We start from the raw sequence: 15,749 nt of genomic DNA, 5'->3' as shown, positions 1-15,749 counted from the left end.
GGGTTTCTCCGTTTGTTGCGACGCACCAGTTTCATGTAGAGCGGGTGCATGTGGCTCGCCATCCTCTTGTCGGCACTCGCGATGACGCTGATCGTCGGGGTGCGCTATCTGATCGTCTCGGGCGCCTTCGCCTGGGCAACACGCGTCCGGCATCCCGGCCTTTATGCCGGGCTCGACCGGCAGATGCGCCGCGAGCTGCTGTGGAGCCTCGCCAGCGCCGGTATCTATGGCATCCCCGCCGGCATCGTCGCCTGGGGCTGGCAGAATCACGGCTGGACCCGGATCTACACCGATGTCTCGGCCTATCCGCTCTGGTATCTGCCGCTGTCGGTGTTCCTCTACCTCTTCGCGCACGACACCTGGTTCTACTGGACGCATCGCTGGATGCACCGCCCCCGGCTGTTCCGCATCGCGCACGCCGTCCATCACGACAGCCGCCCGCCCACCGCATGGGCGGCGATGAGCTTTCACCCGATCGAGGCGCTGACCGGCGCCGTGGTGATTCCGTCACTGGTCTTCGCAATTCCTATTCATGTTGGCGCATTGGGCTTGGTGCTTGGAATCATGACCGTTATGGGTGTGACCAATCACATGGGGTGGGAAGTATTTCCGCGGGTGATGTGGCGGGGGCCACTGGGAGCGTGGCTGATCACCGCGAGCCATCATCAGCGGCATCATGAGCAATATGGGTGCAACTATGGTCTCTATTTCCGCTTCTGGGACCGGCTGTGCGGCACCGACCGGGGGATTGGCGATTTCCAGAAAGCACATGCTCGCGCTGCTGCCCGCAGCCCTTCTGCTCCTCCCGGCGGCCTCGCCGGTGGCCAGCTTCGACCTTGAGGTCACTGGCCTTCGCAATGCCAAGGGCGTGCTGCAGATCTGCCTGACCGCGCGGCCGGACAGCTTCCCCGACTGTAAGGACGACCCCCGCGCGATCTCGCGCACGATTTCGGCGGCGCATCCGGCCACCCGGTTCGAGGGGCTGGCGACCGCGACCTATGCCGTCGCGGTGATCCACGACGCGAACAGCAACAAGAAGCTCGACACGATGATGGGCATCCCCAAGGAAGGCTTCGGCTTCAGCCGCAACCCCGTCATCACCTTCGGCCCGCCCAAGTTCAAGGCGGCATGCTTTCCGCTGGATGGGGCGAAGCAGCAGGTGAAGATGCGGTATATGCTTTAGGGCCATCGCCCAGCCCGTTTATGGGGCCATGCATCCAATTCCGCAGTGCAGCGTTGCGCCCCTGAAACAGGTTCAGGGAATCACCTTCATGCGTATCCGCGTTCTTTCCGCCTTCCTCGCCGCCACCCTCGCCACGCCCGCGCTGGCGCAGGATAGTGCCCCGACGCCCGAACAGGCGGAAGCCGCGCAAGAGGGGCGGGCGCGCCTCACCGTCGCTGTCGGCGGGGTGTGGCTGCCGGACTATGAGGGGTCGGACGACAATCGCTGGATCCCGGCGCCCGCCGCCAACGGCACCGTCGCGGGCATGAGCTTCACCGTGCTCGGCAACCGTGCCAGCCTCGACGTGATCCCCGATGTTGCGGGCAAGGACTGGAACTTCCAGCTCGGCCCGGTCGCGGTCATCAACCTGAACCGCACCAATCGCGACGCGATCAAGGATCCCCGCGTCGCCGCGCTGGGCGAGATCGATACGGCGGTCGAAGTCGGCGGCTATGTCGGCCTCGGCAAGACGGGGATCATCCACGACTTCGACACGCTGTCGGTCAGCCTCAGCTACCGCCACGACGTCACCAAGATCCACCGCAGCGGCATCTTCACCCCGTCGGTAAACTATACCACCCCGCTCAGCACCAAAGCGTTGGTATCGCTGTTCGCCTCGGCGGAGATCGTCGAGGACCGCTACGCTCGCACCTATTTCGGCGTCACCCCAGCGGGCAGCATCGCCAGCGGCCTCCCCGCATTCCGGCCCGAGGGCGGGCAGAAGGACATCACCGTTGGCGGCATGTTCACCCATGCGATCACCGGCAACCTGACCAAGGGCCTCGCGCTGGTCGCGGGCGGCACCTACAAGAAACTGGTCGGCGACTTCGCGGACTCGCCGCTCGTCTCGATCGCCGGCACGCGGCACCAGTGGACCGCAGGCGCAGGGCTCGCGCTGACCTTCTAATCGCGTTCGGCCGGAACCTGGGCAACGATCTCGCGCAGCGCGGCAACATGGCTGCGCAGCGCGCGACGTCCCGCACGGTTCAGCGACGCCCAGGTGCGCTGCCGCCCCGCTTCCGCCGCCTTGCGCAGGCCGACATAGCCGGCCTCCGACAAGGCTGCGAGGTGCTTTGACAAGACGGAGTCGCTGACGCTGACCAGCGACCGCAAGCGCGAAAACTCCATCTCGTCGACGGCATCGAGCAGGGCCGCGATCTGCAACCGCGCGGGGGCATGGAGCAGCATGTCGATCTTCGCCCCGCTCACCGCGCGCGCCCCGACAACTCGCGCTGATAGAGCCGCGTCCACAACAGGCTCGTTCCGAACGCGATGGCAAAGGCTCCTGCGGCGATCGCCAGCTTCACGGTAATCGACAGGCCCGCGGACCGGGCATGGTTTTCGGCGGCCATCGCGCCCAGCATCACCACGACCAGTCCCAGCGTCAGTGGCAACGTCCGCCCCCAGCGATAGCCACTGACGAACAGCCCATAGCGCTTGCGGTCGTCCGTGGTGAGCCAGGCAATCCCCGCGATCGCCGCGACCAGCATCGGGATCGCGAATTTCGGCCCAAAGCCCTGACCCGCCACCATCACCGCGATCGCGGCAGCAAACGCCGCATGCCGCCACAGCGGATATGCCGGCCCCGTCCGCGCCAGCGCAAGCCGCGCCGCATCAATCTCATCGAGCGCCGCGCGCGCCTCCCGTACATCCATCACAAGCTCCTGACTTTCCAACCTGGAAACAGTAGCGCATCACTTTCCACATTGGCAAGTTATTTGTTTCCAGTCCGGAAAGTAACACCCGCCAGTGACAGCCCCTTCCTGACGCGCTAGGACAAACCATCCCCGGGGGAGCGCTGACGCGCGCTTGAGAGGGTGGCCGCAGCCACCGACCCGCTGAACCTGATCCGGTTGACACCGGCGTAGGGAGGGAGCGGCCCGCATCCATGGTCCGTTTCCTCCACCTGGAGAGGAACATCATGGCCGACAATCCCACGCATCCCGAACTCAAGGTCACCACCGGCGCCATTCGCGGCTCGACCAAAATCCATGTCGGCCCCCGCAAGGTCGCGATGCGCGAAATCCATCTCGAACCGTCCAGCGGCGAACCGCCCGTGCGCGTCTACGACACCAGCGGCCCCTACACCGACGCCAACGCCCGCATCGACATCATGGCCGGGCTGCAGGAGCTCCGCCGCGACTGGATCCGCCAGCGCGGCGATGTCGAAGAGGTCGCCCAGCGCGAGGTAAAGCCCGAGGATAACGGCCAGCTCGGCCCCGACCGCTCCGGCGGCGTCCAGCCCTTCCCGAACGTCCGCAAGCACGTCCTGCGCGCCAAGCCCGGCATGAACGTCAGCCAGATGCACTATGCCCGCCGCGGCATCATCACGCCCGAAATGGAATATGTCGCCACCCGCGAAAACCTTGGCCGCCAGATGCTGTCCGAATATGTCCGCGACGGCGAAAGCTGGGGCGCGGAAATCCCCGATTATGTGACGCCCGAATTCGTCCGCGACGAGGTCGCCCGTGGCCGCGCGATCATCCCCAACAACATCAACCACCCCGAATCCGAACCGATGGCGATCGGCCGCAACTTCCTGGTCAAGATCAACGCCAATATCGGCAACTCCGCCGTCGCCAGCGACGTCGCGGCCGAGGTCGACAAGATGGTGTGGGCGATCCGCTGGGGCGCCGACACGATCATGGACCTGTCCACCGGTCGTAACATTCACGACACCCGCGAATGGATCCTGCGCAACAGCCCCGTACCCGTCGGCACCGTCCCGATCTATCAGGCGCTCGAAAAGGTCGGCGGCATCGCCGAAGAGCTGACCTGGGAAATCTTCCGCGACACGCTGATCGAACAGGCGGAGCAGGGCGTCGACTATTTCACCATCCACGCCGGCGTGCGCCTGCCCTACATCCCGCTGACCGCCAAGCGCGTCACCGGCATCGTCTCGCGCGGCGGATCGATCATGGCGAAATGGTGCCTCAGCCACCACCGCGAAAGCTTCCTCTACGAGCATTTCGACGAGATCACCGAGATCTGCAAAGCCTATGACATCGCCTACAGCCTCGGCGACGGCCTGCGCCCCGGCTCGATCGCCGACGCCAATGACGAGGCGCAGTTCGCCGAACTCTATACGCTGGGTGAACTGACCAAGCGCGCCTGGGAACAGGATGTTCAGGTGATGATCGAAGGCCCCGGCCATGTGCCGATGCACAAGATCAAGGAGAATATGGACAAGCAGCTGCAGGCATGCGGCGAAGCCCCCTTCTATACGCTCGGGCCGCTCACCACCGACATCGCGCCCGGCTATGACCATATCACCAGCGGCATCGGCGCCGCGATGATCGGTTGGTACGGCACCGCGATGCTCTGTTACGTCACGCCCAAGGAGCATCTCGGCCTCCCCGACCGCGACGACGTCAAGGTGGGCGTGGTGACGTATAAGTTGGCAGCCCACGCCGCCGACCTCGCCAAGGGCCACCCGGCCGCCAAGGTCCGCGACGACGCGCTCAGCCGCGCCCGCTTCGAATTCCGCTGGCGCGACCAGTTCAACCTGTCGTTGGACCCCGACACGGCGGAACAGTACCACGACCAGACGCTGCCAGCAGAAGGCGCCAAGACCGCCCATTTCTGCTCGATGTGCGGCCCCAAATTCTGCTCGATGAAGATCACGCAGGAAGTGCGGGATTTTGCGGCGAAGCAGAATCAGGATGCGGATGCCTTCATCGCGGCGCAGCCAGTTGATGCCGCCGAGGCGGAAGAGGGCATGGCTCAGATGAGCCGAGTCTATGACGAAATGGGCCGGGAGTTGTATCTGGGTGCGGGCGGACGCGAGCACGATTGATCCGGACCGACGCATCGGCATAGCTTAGCGCATGAGCTGGTTCCGCCGTGCAAAGCCTGCCAATCCATTCGCAGGAAGCTGGGCCTGCGCAGGGTGCGGCGAGGTCCATCAGGGAATGATGGACCTCGCCGCCCTCGCGCCGGATCCGTGGCCGCATGAGCGAATACAGGAACCGAACAGCGCCGTGCGGTTGGACGGCGACTTCCTGTCCGAAGATTTCTGCGTGATGTCCGGCCGTCATTTCTTCGTCCGCGCCGTGCTGGAAATTCCGGTTCACGGACAGGCAGAGAAGTTCGGCTTCGGCTGCTGGTCCACGCTATCGTGCGCGAACTTCGAGAAATATCTCGACGGCTTCGACAACGCCGATTTCGCTGACTGGGGTCCGTGGACCGGCTGGCTCTGCAACCAGCTCGAAACCTATATCGGCGCCGACCCCGAGGGTGTGCACGTCTACCCCCAGCCAGACCGCCAGCGCCCCACGTTACGTGTTGTGAGCCCAGGCCATCGGCTGGCAATCGATCAGGAGCAGGGGATCAGCGTTGAGCGTCTGTGGGAGATGTTGCGCTTCTATGGGCACGCGCCGGCGAAGCGGGGATAATCGGAATGGCGGCCACAGGCGCTACTTTCCCACAGATGGATAGCGATCTGTCACTGGGCACGGGCGGGCACGCACCCGTTGCCGGCGCTTACTCAGCGAGTGGCGGGTGGCTCTCGGCTCGAAATTTCAATACGCGTCTTTTGTGTGTTTTGATGGAACGGGGGATGTGGATGATGAAGCGCTTTGGCGTCTCGGTGCTGTGTGTGGCACTTGCTGGTTGCTATTCTCAACATTCGCTGCCGAGTGCAGGTGAGCCGGTGGCATCACTGACCTTTTTGAAGTCATACGACAATCGATTCGGTCAGATTGCCGGTGCAAGCCAATCCTATCTTTCGATTGAGGGTGATTCCTGCAAATCACTGACGAAATTTGCCCTGTTTGGGTGGTCGGACGGTGCAAGCAAAACTAGGCCAATACGGGCGGGCGAGCGCATTACGGTTTATGGTGAGATAAGCGAAACGCTGGCAAGCGGTGCGGTAAGCTCAACCGTCGGTACATGCGTTTCAGGCGCTTCGTTCACACCGATTGCCGGCGAGGCCTACTCTATCCGTCAAATTTCCAATGCGCCGAACAGCTGTAATATCGAGATTGTCGATAAATCGGGGGCTAGGCCGGCTGACTATAGAGCTATCGATGTGCCGCGTTGCGGGTAACATTTGTGCGGCGAGGTGCGCAGCGATCTGCTCGTCACTCACGGTGATCCACAGGGGGTAATCGATAGTCTCGGGCTACCGTCTTTCGGCCCGATGTCCTACTCCCCCCACAACCCGCCAACCTCCCGCGCCCCGTGCACAAAGCGCACAATCTCCACCCGCTCGCCGCTCACGCGATACAGCACCAGATACCGCCCCACGATCAAACTCCGCGCCCCCGCGCCAATCTCCGGCCGCGCCATGTCGCGCATCGGAAAGTCGCGCAGGCTCAGCGCTGCCGCCACCAGCCGCCGCACATGCCGCGCCGCCGCCTCGGCGTCGTCCTCCGCGATCCAGTCGTAAATGGCATCGAGGTCGCGATCCGCGCTCGGTAGGATCGCGACGCGCATCAGGCGGCGTCCGGCTCGCCCCGCCGCCGTGCCTCGCCGCGTGCGATCACGCGATCGGCCCAGTCTTTCGGTGCATCGACCGCCCGGCCGCTCGCCAGCCCCTCGTCCCAGGCGGCGCGGAGCCGGGCAATCTCGTGTGCCCTGGCCGTCTCGCGCTCCTCGTCGCGCCGGATCAGGTCGCGGACATAGTCGCTGGTGCTGCTATACCGCCCCTCGGCCACACGCGATTCCGCCCAGCCCTTGAGCGTGTCGGGGATCGAGATGTTCATCTGGGCCATACGACTGGTATAGAGTTTTGCGCTAATCTTGCCAAGCAGCGCGGCGCCCCCTGACGGATGCCCCCGCGCCACACCCCGCCAAAAAATCCATCCAACATCCCCCGCCACACCCTGTCCTACACGCGCGCAATCCGCTTCATCCTGTCGGATGACCCAGCAAACCCCACCCGTCCGCGCGCACTGGACCCCGCCAAACAGCGCGTCTTCCTCGCCGCCCTTGTCGAAACCGGCAGCATTGCGCGGTCCGCGCGTGCCGCGGGCATGTCGCGGTCCAGCGCGCATGCGCTGCGCAATCGCCTGACCGGCACGCCGTTTGACTATGCGTGGAGCCGTGCGCTCGAACTGCATGCGGCGCGGCTCGCCGATCCCTTCGGCCCCGATCCGCTCGCCCCGCGCGACCCCGCCGCGGCTCGCGCGCCAGCGTCCGCCCCGGTCGCACCGCCGTCGCGCCGCTGATGCCCCGCCGTCGCCTTCTGTCGACAAGCCGTCGCCCACCAGTCCTTTGGCGGCCCAATCGCGTCGTGGAGCGGTCGCGCGCCAGTCGTGGGACCGTCGCGCTCCCGTTGCGCAGGTGCCGCGAACCTGTCGCGTCCCGGGCCGTTCGCGGGTGTCATCCCGTCGTGTCGGCCCGCAACCCGCATGTTTTCGTCAGCTTCGCCGGAAGGTGTCAGGCGCGACCCCCTGTTTCTGCGGGTCCCGCCGCGCACCGCGCCTTGATCCGGCTTGCACCTGCGTCGGGTGGCGCTAACCTCGCGTGATGCTCGATCAGGTCATCCGATCCGCACCTCCCGAAGGGCAGCTGCCCGACCGGCTGCGGCTGCCCATGGCGTTCGACGTCGACCGGCTGCGGGCCGATCTCGACGCGGTCGATCGCGACTGGATCGATCATCTGGTGAAGCAGAATTACGAGGGCAATTGGTCGGTCCTGCCGCTGCGCCACACGGCCGGCGCGACGCATCCGGTGATGATGATCTACTCCGATCCCACCGCGACCGAGTTCGTCGACGGGCCGCTGCTGGCCGCGACGCCCTATTTCCGCGAAGTGCTGGCGGCGTTCAAATGCCCGCTGACCGTGGTGCGACTGATGCGGCTGACCCCGGGATCGGTGATCAAGCCGCATTACGACCACGACCTCGCCGCCGAACATGGCGTGGCCCGCCTGCATATCCCGATCACCACCAACCCCGATGTCGAATTCCTGCTCAACGGAACGCCGGTGACGATGGCGCCGGGGGAGGCCTGGTATCTGCGCCTGATGGACACGCATTCGGTGGTCAATCGCGGCACCAGCGACCGGGTGCATCTGGTGATCGACGCGCTGGTCGATGACTGGCTGGGCGAAATGTTAGCGGCCAGCGCCGGGTAGCAGCACTTCGGCAACCCGCCGCCGCCCGCCGACGCGTTCGAGCTGCACGAACACGTCGATGGTCGAGCGCACATAATGCGTCACGTCTTCCCGGCTCAGCCGCGTGCCGCGCTGGAGGATCAACAGCGCGATCTGCTCGACCGCCGCCTCTGCGCTGTTGGCATGGACCGAGCTCAGCGATCCGGGATGGCCGGTGTTGATTGCACGCAGAAAGGCATAGGCCTCCTCGCCGCGCAGCTCGCCCAGGATGATCCGGTCCGGCCGCATCCGCAGCGACGCGCCGAGCAGGTCATCGGCGGTAACCCGCGCCTCACCCAAATCGCCACGCGTCGCCAGCAGGCCGATCGCATTGGCGTGACGCAGATGCAGCTCAGGCGTATCCTCGATCACGATCAACCGCTCGTCGGAAGCAACCTCACGCAGCAGGGCATTCAGGAACGTAGTCTTGCCGGTCGAGGTGCCGCCGGAAACCAGGATATTGCGCCGCGACCGCACCGCCTGCCGCAGCATCGCGGCGAGGTTCCCCGCCTCTAGCAGCGCCGCCAACTCCGCAATCCCCTCATCGCCATGCAACGCGCTACCGCGCCGCGTCCCGTCGAACGCCCCCGCCGCCGCATAATCGTCGAGCCCCAGATCGGCCGACACATGCTTGCGGATCGCAATCGCCATCCCGCCACGCGTCGCGGGCGGCGCGATCACCTGAACGCGTGCGCCGTCCGGCAGGGCGGCCGACAGCAATGGGTGGGCGCGGCTGATCCCCTGATGCGTCAGCGCCGCTACCTGCCGCGCGAGCCGTTCGAGCGCGGTTTCGGTGAGGTCCGGCGCATCGTGCCGCTCGCTCGCCCCGCCCAGCGTCTCGACCCAGATCTCGCCGGGCTGGTTGACATAGATGTCGGTGACATCGGCGCGGTCGAGAAACGGCGCGAGCGGCGCCAGATAGGCGCGCAGATAGACGCCCGCCGCCGGCGGCTCGGCCGTCATCGCGGATTCCCGACCCCGGTAAAGTCGAGGTCGCGCGTCACGAACACCGCGATCGTCGTGCCCGGCCGCACGCTCAGCGTCGGGGCGGGGCCATTCTGCCCGCTGGTCGCGCTCGAGGCGGAGTTGGGCAGTGCCAACAAAATCGACCCGTTGGCGGGGCGCGTGGCGAGGTTGACGCCGATGTCGAGCGCCGACTGGAGCAGCGCCGGGAAGATCCGCTGGAGCAAATGCGAATTGACCTTGGCGCGCACGCCGTTGCGCCCGACCGCGTCGGTGGCTGGGGATCCGATCGCGATGGTCACGCCGTCCGGTCGCACCAGCCGGCTCCAGTTGATGATCGCGCGCTTTTGCCCCGCCTCAGCCCCGCCCGCATAGTCGCCGGTCAGGCGGCTTCCGCGCGGGATCAGGATGCGGGTGCCGTCGAAACTGCGCACGTCGCGCGACACGATTGCGCGGGCGAATCCGGCCTTGGTCGAATCAAAGCCGGTTTCGAGCACGGCGGGGATCAGCGTCCCCTGCGCAATGGTGGTCGATCGGTTGGCGAGCGACCCAGCGGTCACACGTGTCCCCGGTGCCTGCGCGCCGGCTGGCGTGTCGGCGGACGCGACCCCCGGACCGTCATCCTGCGGCCCCGACCGGTCGAGCACCAAAGGACCGGGCGCGGCGGCGCGGGGCTCTGCCATCGGCGGCGGGGGCAAGGGCTGTGGGTACACCGGCGGCGGCGGCTGAGGAATGAACTCGGGGCGCTGCTGACGCATCGGCGGTTGGGGCAGCACAAATGGAACGGTCTGCGGCGCTGTGACGACCGCAACCGGCGGTGCGGACGCCTCCGCAACAGGAGCGGGCGGGATATAAAGCGGCGGCGGCTCGCGCAGTGCAGTCGGTGCGTCGGCACTGCGCGTAACGGCGGGTGCCTGAAGCGCAGTGCGGCGTGACTCGAGCGCGACGAACAGCAGGATGGCGGCGAGTCCCAGCCCGCCGCCGATAATCAGCATCGACGGCCCGCGCGGCGCGGCACCGACCATCGGGCGGATGTCACCCGCCGCGTGTATCGCAGGATCGCGGCGTGGATCGCCAACCGCGCTCACCGGCCGTCTCCGGATGTAGCGGGCATGCGCAGCGCCGTTGCGACGCGTCGGTCCTGACGGAAGATGAACTTGCGCGCGATGCGATCGACCACGATGCGCCCATCGCGGACCTGTCCGGTGGCGAGCACTTCGGCGCCATCGTCACCGACCGCATAGATCGCCGGCAGCGTCGCGCTCGCCGGCCATTCGATCTCGGTCTGCACGCCGTTATCGGCCATCGCGCTCGGGCGGAGCAGCTTGTCGCCGCTCAGCCGATAGCGCCCGGCGGTCACCGCCTCGGCTGGCGCCGCCGTGCCGGTCGCGGCCAGCGGTGCGCTGTCGGGATAGGTGAAGCGCACCGCGAAGGGCAGCGTCTCCATCGGGCCGTATGCGGGGACCAGCTCGAACGCGTACATGCGCACATCGGTGATCACGACCATGTTGGTGGTGACCCCGGCGCTCAGCGGCTTGATGAACAGATAATCGCCGCGCTTGTTCGCGCTCGCCTGCCACGCGCCGCCATCGCCCAGCGCGATGCTCTCGATCCGCTCGTCCGGGTTGAGCGCGACGGTGATCTGATATCCGGGTGCCGCCTGAAGCTGCACCACCTGATCGGGCGCGAACATCACCGTCTGCACACGCGGATCGCCCGGACCCGGCTGCGGGCGCACTTGCGCCACCGCGGGCGGCACGGCGAGCAGCAGCAGGGCGGCGACCCACTTCATCGTGCCACCTGAGCGGTTGGGGAGGGGGCGGGCGTTGCGGCGAGCGGCGACGGCGCGGCCGCCTGCGCGGCTCCAACCGGCGCTGCCGTCACCGGAGCGGGTGCGGGCAGTGCTTCGGCGTTGCGGGCATAGTGCGATACGGTGAAGCCGAGCGGGTTGATGAAGCGATCTTCGAGCTTCATCGGCTCGCCGGCATAGCGGTAGCGGATCACCGCAACCCACTGCTGCGCCGGGGCGGTCTGGCCAGCCGCGTCGCGGCGTTGCGTTTCGAACCGAACCAGCGCCGATCCGGTGCCGAGTGGCGAGACGCTCTTCACCCGCGTCTCAACCAGCGTGCTGCGCGGCAGGCTGGCGAGCGGGCTCTCGGGGTTCGATGCCTGTACCGAGGCGATATAGCGGCTGCGTGCGCGGCCCTCCGACCACAGCACCACGTGGCGATAGTTATGCTGGAGCGCGTCGATGTCGAAGCTCTCGCGCGCAATCACATATTGCACCAGAAACGCCTGGGTCAGCGCGGTGTCGGGCGCGATCTTGTCTGGATTGATCGGGCTGAGTTGCTGGACATAACCGGTCTGGCGATCGACCAGCAACGTCCGCGTCTCGACCGTCTTGAGCGGCAACATCACCACCAGCGCGATCGCCACGACCAGCGCGACCGCGACGGCGACGGCGGCGATGATCCACGCAAGCCGCTGCGACCGGTCGAGCCGCGCCTCGCGGTCCGCGGCCCAGCTTCCGCCCTCCCGGTAATAGGCGTCGAGCGCCGCGCGTGTCTTTTGCTTCATTTCGTCTGATCCCGGCGCCCGGCGCTGGCTGTAACACGATTGCGCGACCGGCGCGCGGCCCGCTGGCCCAAAGGTGGCGGCGCGTTGGGTACCTGCCTCGGAACCAGTCGCGCACCGGGGTTGGTCCGCGCCGGTGCCGCCATCCCCTGAACCGCCGCAGCAGTGATCGGCGCCGCCCCGCCCGATTCGCGCCGCTGAGTCGCGATCACCGCATCGGCGACCGCTGCCGCGCGCGACCGCTCGACGGCGGGCTCACCGGCGGGTGCCGCGCCTGCGCCCCGCCCCTGAAACAGCCGCTCGACCTCGCGGTTGAATCGCTCAGGTGCGGCGCGCCATGTTTCGGGCAGGCGCAATCCTGTGGCGACCTTCAGCGCCAGCAGGATCGTGCCGAACATCGCCAGCGCAAAGATCGCGGTCACCGCCATCAGCTCGACCGGCGCCCCCGCGATGGTCTGTTCGCCCGCCCGCCGAGCGACCAGACTCGCCACCCAGGGTTCGAGCAGCGCGAGTTCGATGCCGAGCAGGATCGCCACGCCAAAGCTCGCGATCATCGTCCCCATCAACCCGCGCAGCCACCCGGCAAACCAGCCGCGCGTCGCGTCGAACAACAGAAAGGCGACGAAGATCGGCCCGAGCGCCAGCAGGATCGCTGCGGCAAAGCGCAGCATCACGATGCCGCCCAGCGTCGAGATCAGGAACAGGATGCGCGACGCGGCAAGCGCGATCGGCTCGATCACGCCGACCGGATCCTGGGAGTTCTCGACCACCAGCTCGTTGCGGCCGTTGATGTTGCGCTGGCGCATCACCTGTTGCTGGCCCTCGCGCTTGCCGACGCCCGCTTCACCGAGCCGCGCCAGCCCGCGATCGACATAGCCGATCCGCACGGCGCGATCGCCCAGCGTGCCGGGCAGCCCCGCCGCACCACCGACTTCGGCGACCAGCTCGCCCGGTGCGCCGAACACCAGATCATGCGCCAGCGGGCGGTACGTCGCCCAGCTCGTCGCCAGCGCGAGCACGATCCCGACCTTGGCCAGCGCGACCACGCCGTCGCGCATGCCGGGCGTCTCGCCCAGCAGCATGCGATAGCCCCAGATCGCGACGAACAACGTCAGCATGCCGGTCAGCAGCAGCGACGCGCTCGACCCCGGCGTGGCCAGCACCTGATAGCCCAGCGTCGCGACCGCGCGGGCATGGCAGTCCGCCGCGCCCAGCATGCTCACGACGAATGCGTCGCCCTCGACGATGCCGGGGCAGGTCATGCGACCTCCATCAGGCGCGGCAGCCACTCGGCGGGATCGTCGCCATGTTCGGCGCGGATCGTATCGAGCAGGCGCACGGTACGCTCGCGCCCGGACAGCACGGTCAGAATCTCCTGCTCGCCCGACAAATCGAGCCGCGCGACGACGCTTTCGGCGCCATGCTTGATCAGGAAACAGCGGGCATTGTCCGGCAATGCGCGGATCAGCTCATACTCATGCGGCGTCAGGCCGAACCCGTCGACATAATCCGCCGCGCGCGCCTTCGGATTGGCCATGAAGATCTGCGTCGCGGCCTGTTCGATGATCGCGCTGGCAATGCGGCTTTCCAGCGCGTCCTGCGCGCTCTGCGTGGCAAAGCCGACGATCCCGTTGCGCTTGCGGATCGTCTTTTCCCAATCCTTGATCCGGCGCACGAAGACATCGTCGTCGAGTGCCTTCCACCCCTCATCCACCACGATGATCGCCGCCGATCCGTCGAGTCGCTCCTCGACTCGCTGGAACAGGTACATCATCGCCGGGGTGCGGACGGCGGGATCGTCCAGGATTTGCGTCATGTCGAACCCGACCGCCTCGGCGGTCAGGTCGGTGGTGTCGCTTTCATTGTCGAACAGCCAGGCGCGTTCGCCGTCGCCCCACCATGGCCGCAGCCGCGACCACAGGTCGGCGCCATGCGGTCGCTCGCCGCCGCGCGACAGCTCGACCAGATGGCGCAAGCGGCGGTTCGCGCGCGGCTGGTCGAAATTGGCGTCCAGCGCGTCCTTCAGCCGCGCGGCCTCATCGATGTCGACCCCGCCCGCCAGCTGGGCGAGCCAGTCGGCGAGGAACTGGCGATGCTCGGCGGTATCGTCGAGCTGCAACGGGTTGAGCCCCGACGGCACACCGGGGCGCAGCACGTCATATTGCCCGCCGATCGCGCGGATAAAGAGCTCCGCCCCACGATCCTTGTCGAAGAACACGATGCGCGGACGGAACTTGCGTGCCTGTGCGAGCAGGAAGTTCAGCACCACCGTCTTGCCCGACCCCGACGGGCCGATGACGGTGAAATTGCCGAGATCGCCATGGTGGAAGTTGAAATAATAGGGGCCGGCGGCGGTCGTCTCGAGCAGCGTTACCGCATCGCCCCAGTGATTGCCGCTCGCGCTGCCGACCGGGAAGTTATGCCCGCTCGCCAGCCCCGCGAAATTGCCGGTCGAAATCAGCCCGCGCCGGGCGATATATTTGAAGTTTCCGGGGAATTGCGCCCAGAATGCGGGTTCGAGCGCAATCTCCTCGCGCACCGCGATGATGCCGAGATCGGACAGCGCAGCCTGCACCTCGGCGACACCCTGATCGACCGCCTCGGGCGACGCGCCGCGCACCGCGACGGTCATGTGATGCTCGCCAAACCCGGCGCGGCCCGCCGCCACCTCGTCCTTCGCCTCGCCCAGTTCGGCGCGCAGGCTCACCGCCTCGTCCTCCGCCGAACGCATCCGCCGCAGCGCAAGGTTCATCTTCGACAGCGCCGCCTGACGATCAACAAAGCCGAAGCTGTGGGTGACCGTCAGCTCCAGCGGCAGGCGGAGCAGATCGTCGAGCATCCCCGGCGCGGTCTGGCCCGGATAATCCTTGATCGACACCATGCCCACAAAATCGGTCCCGCTCCCCGCCGCCGGGGACAGTTCGATCGCATTCTGGCCAAAGCTCACCCGGCGATAGGGGAGATACTCGCCCAGATCCTGCATCGGCAGCAGCACCGGGCGCAGTTCGCCATTGTAGAGCGTCGAGAGGAATTCGAGCGGTTCGGACGCCGGCCCCTGCGGCGTTTCATAGACCGACAACAGCCGTGGCCCATAAGCCGAGAGCGCCGCGAACAGCGCCTCGCGCGCTTCGTTCAATTCGCGCAGATCCTGTGCGCGCGCCGCCTCGGCCTCAATCCCGCTAAGGCCGCCGCGCAGCCGGTCGAGCAGGCCGATCCGCCCTTGCAGCGGGCGCCGCACCAGCGTCAGAAACAGGTCGTTGGTATAGAGCTGCTTGCGCGCCAGCCGTCCGCGCCACGCCGCGTCCAGCCGCTCCGAGAAATCGTCTGGGAAATCCCCCGCCAGCCCCGGTTCGACGCGCTGGCGCACGATATGATGATAGACCGCAAAGCGTGACGATCCGATCGCCTGCAACGTCGCATCGCGCAGTCGCTTGCGATAATTGATCTCCTCGCTGTCCGCCGTTTCGAACAGAAGCCCGCCGATCTGGATGACCTGCATCAGCATGCCGTCACGCGTCGCGATCGTCACATCGTCGACATGGCGCGCATAGGGCAGATGCCGCCCCGCGCTCGCCTCACGATCGATCACCCGCCGGTCGCGGGTCAGGGCCGGTAGGAGTTGCACCGCCAGATCCGATGATTGGGGACGCGTGGGCAGCGGCTTGCCCGGGTAATCCACAGGTCGAAGAAACGCGGCTCGCGCAGGCACGCCAGCATGCCCGCGCCATGGATCGCCACAGCGGCGATCAGCACCCACACCGACCGAAAGATCAGGAACAGCTCGGTCGCCAGCACCGCATTGGCGATGAACCAGGTATAGGTGACGCCCGCAAACATCTGCGGCCGCGTCAGCGCGACGAATACGGTGTCGCGGTCAAGGCCGGTCATTCAG

19 protein-coding genes and 1 riboswitch are annotated in these 15,749 nt (G+C 66.8%); of the genes, 8 read left to right on the top strand and 11 right to left on the bottom strand.

What is annotated here, in order from left to right; all coding sequences use genetic code 11:
- Positions 1-48 precede the first annotated feature (48 nt).
- The 3 genes from K9B35_RS15795 (at position 49) to K9B35_RS15785 (ending at position 2,129) form a co-directional block, all read left to right on the top strand.
- Positions 49-840, top strand: a complete 792-nt coding sequence (locus tag K9B35_RS15795; RefSeq protein WP_224922951.1) for a sterol desaturase family protein — start codon at positions 49-51, stop codon at positions 838-840.
- Positions 821-1,183, top strand: a complete 363-nt coding sequence (locus K9B35_RS15790) for a DUF2141 domain-containing protein (RefSeq protein ID WP_224922950.1) — start codon at positions 821-823, stop codon at positions 1,181-1,183. Before K9B35_RS15795 ends, K9B35_RS15790 begins: the two co-directional genes overlap by 20 nt.
- Before the next feature lie 88 nt (positions 1,184-1,271).
- Positions 1,272-2,129 carry a MipA/OmpV family protein gene (locus K9B35_RS15785; protein WP_224922949.1) on the top strand — a complete coding sequence of 286 codons (858 nt, stop codon included), beginning with the start codon at positions 1,272-1,274 and terminating at the stop codon, positions 2,127-2,129.
- Here the strand turns inward: K9B35_RS15785 and K9B35_RS15780 are convergent.
- On the bottom strand, positions 2,126-2,431 hold the full coding sequence (locus tag K9B35_RS15780) for a transcriptional regulator (protein ID WP_224922948.1): 306 nt from the start codon (positions 2,429-2,431) through the stop codon (positions 2,126-2,128). The genes K9B35_RS15785 and K9B35_RS15780 overlap by 4 nt on opposite strands.
- Positions 2,428-2,877, bottom strand: coding sequence for a hypothetical protein (locus tag K9B35_RS15775; protein ID WP_224922947.1), 450 nt, complete (start codon positions 2,875-2,877; stop codon positions 2,428-2,430). The genes K9B35_RS15780 and K9B35_RS15775 overlap by 4 nt, the downstream gene beginning before the upstream one ends.
- Positions 2,878-3,006: 129 nt before the next feature.
- Positions 3,007-3,097: riboswitch (TPP riboswitch) on the top strand.
- A gap of 46 nt (positions 3,098-3,143) precedes the next feature.
- Here K9B35_RS15775 and thiC point away from each other — a divergent pair.
- Genes thiC through K9B35_RS15760 form a run of 3 tightly spaced genes read left to right on the top strand, consistent with a single transcriptional unit; the run spans position 3,144 to position 6,269 of the window.
- Positions 3,144-5,018: a phosphomethylpyrimidine synthase ThiC gene (gene thiC / locus K9B35_RS15770; protein WP_318245983.1), complete on the top strand. Its 1,875-nt coding sequence runs from the start codon at positions 3,144-3,146 to the stop codon at positions 5,016-5,018.
- Between the two features lie 31 nt (positions 5,019-5,049).
- A complete protein-coding gene (locus K9B35_RS15765; protein ID WP_224922946.1) occupies positions 5,050-5,616 on the top strand; it encodes a DUF2199 domain-containing protein in 567 nt (188 codons plus the stop codon).
- 35 nt (positions 5,617-5,651) lie between these two features.
- The gene (locus tag K9B35_RS15760) at positions 5,652-6,269 is read left to right on the top strand and encodes a hypothetical protein (protein ID WP_224922945.1); all 618 of its coding nucleotides are present in this window, start codon (positions 5,652-5,654) and stop codon (positions 6,267-6,269) included.
- Positions 6,270-6,367: 98 nt separating this feature from the next.
- On the opposite strand, the gene K9B35_RS15755 is transcribed toward K9B35_RS15760, so the two are convergent.
- Both K9B35_RS15755 and K9B35_RS15750 read right to left on the bottom strand, forming a co-directional pair.
- Positions 6,368-6,658 (bottom strand): type II toxin-antitoxin system RelE/ParE family toxin, encoded by a 291-nt coding sequence (locus K9B35_RS15755; RefSeq protein ID WP_224922944.1) that lies wholly within the window; start codon positions 6,656-6,658, stop codon positions 6,368-6,370.
- Complete coding sequence (locus K9B35_RS15750; protein ID WP_224922943.1) at positions 6,658-6,936, bottom strand: type II toxin-antitoxin system ParD family antitoxin; 279 nt, start codon at positions 6,934-6,936, stop codon at positions 6,658-6,660. The genes K9B35_RS15755 and K9B35_RS15750 overlap by 1 nt, the downstream gene beginning before the upstream one ends.
- Positions 6,937-6,993: 57 nt before the next feature.
- On the opposite strand from K9B35_RS15750, the gene K9B35_RS15745 reads away from it, so the two are divergent.
- Together K9B35_RS15745 and K9B35_RS15740 are read left to right on the top strand one after the other, a co-directional pair.
- Positions 6,994-7,392 carry a hypothetical protein gene (locus K9B35_RS15745; RefSeq protein ID WP_318245979.1) on the top strand — a complete coding sequence of 133 codons (399 nt, stop codon included), beginning with the start codon at positions 6,994-6,996 and terminating at the stop codon, positions 7,390-7,392.
- A 301-nt stretch (positions 7,393-7,693) separates the two neighbouring features.
- Complete coding sequence (locus K9B35_RS15740; RefSeq protein WP_224922942.1) at positions 7,694-8,302, top strand: aspartyl/asparaginyl beta-hydroxylase domain-containing protein; 609 nt, start codon at positions 7,694-7,696, stop codon at positions 8,300-8,302.
- On the opposite strand, the gene virB11 is transcribed toward K9B35_RS15740, so the two are convergent.
- The 7 genes from virB11 to K9B35_RS15705 are packed head-to-tail and all read right to left on the bottom strand — an operon-like array spanning position 8,282 to position 15,745.
- A complete protein-coding gene (gene virB11, locus K9B35_RS15735) occupies positions 8,282-9,283 on the bottom strand; it encodes a P-type DNA transfer ATPase VirB11 (RefSeq protein ID WP_224922941.1) in 1,002 nt (333 codons plus the stop codon). The two genes, K9B35_RS15740 and virB11, sit on opposite strands and share 21 nt — an antisense overlap.
- On the bottom strand, positions 9,280-10,371 hold the full coding sequence (locus K9B35_RS20300; protein WP_224922940.1) for a TrbI/VirB10 family protein: 1,092 nt from the start codon (positions 10,369-10,371) through the stop codon (positions 9,280-9,282). Before K9B35_RS20300 ends, virB11 begins: the two co-directional genes overlap by 4 nt.
- Entirely contained in the window at positions 10,368-11,075 is a 708-nt protein-coding gene (locus tag K9B35_RS15725; protein WP_224922939.1) for a TrbG/VirB9 family P-type conjugative transfer protein, read from the bottom strand. Before K9B35_RS15725 ends, K9B35_RS20300 begins: the two co-directional genes overlap by 4 nt.
- Positions 11,072-11,860, bottom strand: coding sequence for a virB8 family protein (locus K9B35_RS15720; protein WP_224922938.1), 789 nt, complete (start codon positions 11,858-11,860; stop codon positions 11,072-11,074). Before K9B35_RS15720 ends, K9B35_RS15725 begins: the two co-directional genes overlap by 4 nt.
- Positions 11,857-13,119 carry a type IV secretion system protein gene (locus K9B35_RS15715; RefSeq protein WP_224922937.1) on the bottom strand — a complete coding sequence of 421 codons (1,263 nt, stop codon included), beginning with the start codon at positions 13,117-13,119 and terminating at the stop codon, positions 11,857-11,859. Before K9B35_RS15715 ends, K9B35_RS15720 begins: the two co-directional genes overlap by 4 nt.
- Complete coding sequence (locus tag K9B35_RS15710) at positions 13,116-15,482, bottom strand: VirB4 family type IV secretion/conjugal transfer ATPase (RefSeq protein ID WP_412103476.1); 2,367 nt, start codon at positions 15,480-15,482, stop codon at positions 13,116-13,118. The genes K9B35_RS15715 and K9B35_RS15710 overlap by 4 nt, the downstream gene beginning before the upstream one ends.
- Positions 15,461-15,745 (bottom strand): type IV secretion system protein VirB3, encoded by a 285-nt coding sequence (locus tag K9B35_RS15705; protein WP_224922936.1) that lies wholly within the window; start codon positions 15,743-15,745, stop codon positions 15,461-15,463. The genes K9B35_RS15710 and K9B35_RS15705 overlap by 22 nt, the downstream gene beginning before the upstream one ends.
- Positions 15,746-15,749 lie beyond the last annotated feature (4 nt).

The sequence above is a fragment of the Sphingomonas sp. R647 genome, from assembly GCF_020177055.1.
Classification (GTDB): Bacteria; Pseudomonadota; Alphaproteobacteria; order Sphingomonadales; family Sphingomonadaceae; genus Sphingomonas.
Note: the sequence above shows the minus strand (reverse complement) of the source record. Positions and strands in the feature narration are given on the sequence as shown.